Origin of the sequence: Robiginitalea sp. (genome assembly GCF_049588695.1) — a bacterium.
GTDB lineage: Bacteria > Bacteroidota > Bacteroidia > Flavobacteriales > Flavobacteriaceae > Robiginitalea.
The window spans coordinates 1-3017 of record NZ_JBAVZJ010000120.1 but is presented as its reverse complement, the minus strand read 5'-3'; the positions used below and the strand labels follow the sequence as shown (position 1 = coordinate 3017).

The window sequence follows — 3017 nt, the reverse complement described above, 5'->3', positions numbered from 1 at the left end:
AACAGAGGTGCGTTTTGACATTATCCAACTCTGTGGAACATCGGGAACTTACGATATAGTCCACCTTCAAAATGCTTTTTATCATTTTTGATCGCCCCTATGGGCAGACGATCCGTTATCCTTTGATGTATCCCTCGAGTTCCTTAATGGCCGGGGTTTCCCCAACTTTTCCACCCGCTTCAATAACGGAGTTTCCATAGACACGGATGGTAGATTTTATAAAATCTGAAGCCTCAGCTTCATAAATGTTGTCTACATACTTCTGAGGGTTTCTGTCGATATAGGGAAACCAGGTACTGTGAATCTGTATCATAATCCTATGGCCTTCTTTAAACGTGTGAAGGACATCCTGAAGCCTGAAATTCACATCGTCAATTTCGCCGGGAACGAAGGGTTCCGGGGTTTCAAAACTATTCCGGAATCGTCCCCTGAAAACTTCAGAGCGCACCAGTTGTTGATATCCGCCCATCACAATATTTTTGGGGTTGTGATCGTACTGGGGATGATCCTGTGGATACACGTCGATCAGCTTGACGATAAAATCCGCGTCGGACCCCGTCATGGATACTTTTAATTTAGCCATGATTTCTCCTGCAATCGTTTTAGGGTCGGTCAGGGGAGGAGTTACAAAGGTGAGCACATCCGGTCTGCGGGAGGCCTGTCTCTGGTCATCACTCATAAAACGGCGGGGGGTAAAGGTGAGCCCTTCGGTCTGAGAGGTATACGGAACGGGTTTGGCGGGGTCACTCACATATTCAAAAACAGCTTTTTCATCCTGGGGCGTATTCAGGGAGAGCGTACCGTTTTCCCCGAAATACAGAGAGACCGGAGCAATCGACTCCGGGGGCCATTGCTGAAAACTTTTCCATTCCTTCGTGCCGGTATCGAACATATAGGCTTCCGGGAGGGGTTTTTCTGCGGTTCCTTTTAGGTGATGGTTGAAAAACCGGCGTTCCACTTCTTTCTGGTAATGGGTTGAAATACTGTCGCCAAAATAAATGTGGTTATGGGTGGTTTTGCCGCGTTCCCGGGCCCAACCTCCATGATCCCAGGGTCCCATGACAATAGTATTTTGGGCTTTGGGACTACTGGACTCGATGCGTTTGTAAATGTTGAGAGGGCCATAGAGGTCTTCCGCGTCGAACCAGCCTCCTACCGTCATTACGGCGTGGTCCACATCTTTAAGGTGGGGTAGGATATTCCGCTTTTGCCAGAACTCATCGTAGTTGGGATGGGAGACGATCTGTTGCCAGAAAAAATTGTCGGAGTGATAGTTTTCGGTAATTTTTTTTAGCGGCCCCATGTCCAGGTGAAAATCGTACCCGTCGGCCGGGGGGTTTTCGTAGAACCGTTTGATTTTATCCATATACCAGGGTTTCCTTGTCCGCCCTTCTTTCTGATACCCAAATACAGCAAAGGCTGCCGTGTAACTCTGCAGGTAGGCACCCTGATGGTGAAAATCATCGAAGAAAAAATCTGAAATCGGAGCCTGGGGAGAGGAGGCCTTGAGGGCAGGATGGGCATCGGGCAAGGCAGCTGCAGTATAGAATCCCGGATAAGAAACGCCGTACATACCCACCTTCCCGTTGTTGTTGGGGATGTTTTTTACCAACCAGTCAATAGTATCCCAGGTATCGGAACTCTCGTCTATGTCTTTTTTGTTTTTGGGATCGTTACCCGGAATATTGGGCCGCATATTGTCAAAGGTCCCATCGCTCATATAGCGTCCGCGAACGTCCTGATACACCAGGATGTAACCATCCCTGACAAGATACGAAGAGGGGTACCGGCTAACTTTGTAGTTCGTGTAGTTGGAAGCGTTATAGCAGGTGCGGTTCATCAGAATCGGAAAATCGGAGCCTTTGTCCTTTGGCGTGTAAACCACCGTAAAGAGTTCAACACCATCCCGCATGGGTATGTGGTATTCCTTAAGATCGTAGTGCTGCACCATGTAGAGGGAATCAACGTCCTGACTGAACGCCGTGGTCAGGGTGAATACAAGGCCGAATACAAGGTAAATGAGGTGTTTCATCTGTTTAGGTTTCTTGAGACTTTAAATATAGGTAATCCGCGGCATTCCAAATCGGGCAAAAAACGCGAAAACCATTTAAAGTGAACGGGTGGGGCCCGGTTGGAATATTCTAGAGAGATGCCACTTCAGTACCCGATGCCAGCGGCTTCATAATCCCGAGGGCCTCCTGTACCGAATGAATATCCGAAGCCGTAATCAATAACCGCAAACCTTTCCTGGTTTGCTTTTCTTTCAGCCGTCCCTTTCCGGGATTGGACTGCAGGTACCTCAGGATATTCCCGAAGCGCTCGGTCTGATAAAAATCGGACTGTTGGTCGGCGATAAAATAACCGATAAAACTACCTTTTTTAAGTACCAGTTTTTCGATACCCAGATCGGAAGCCATCCACTTCAATCGGACGGAATCCAACAGGTCTGTCGCTTTTTCAGGGAGTGTGCCGAAACGATCCTGCAAACGGGCCCGAAAGGCTTCCAGTTCCTCGGGGCCGGACATTTCATTCAGCTCGGTATAGAGCCTGAGCCGCTCAGAAACAGAATTGACAAAGTCGTCCGGGAATAACAATTCAAAATCTGTGTCGATTTGTACTTCCCTGACAAACGGCCCCTTTGTAGCAGATTCTTCCTGATAGAGGTCTTTAAATTCTTCTTCTTTTAATTCGGCAACCGCCTCTGCCAGGATTTTTTGATAGGTTTCAAACCCGATTTCATTGATAAAACCGCTTTGCTCCCCTCCAAGAAGGTCCCCGGCACCCCGAATTTCCAGATCCTTCATAGCGATATTGAATCCGCTGCCCAGCTCTGTGAATTGCTCCAGGGCCTCCATGCGTTTGCGGGCTTCCGGGGTCATCACTTCATAAGGAGGCGTAATAAAGTAACAAAAAGCTTTTTTGTTGCTGCGTCCCACACGTCCGCGCATTTGGTGCAGATCGCTAAGGCCAAAATTATTGGCATTGTTTATTAGGATGGTATTGGCGTTCGCGACATC

General features: G+C 48.2%; 2 protein-coding genes. Both read right to left on the bottom strand.

Features of this window, described 5'->3' with window-relative positions; translation table 11 throughout:
* Window positions 1–115: 115 nt before the first annotated feature.
* On the bottom strand, window positions 116–2032 hold the full coding sequence (locus WBV75_RS02745) for a CocE/NonD family hydrolase (protein WP_424119127.1): 1917 nt from the start codon (window positions 2030–2032) through the stop codon (window positions 116–118).
* A gap of 109 nt (window positions 2033–2141) precedes the next feature.
* Window positions 2142–3017: TRCF domain-containing protein (locus WBV75_RS02740; protein ID WP_424119126.1), on the bottom strand; the 876-nt coding region annotated here is incomplete at its 5' end.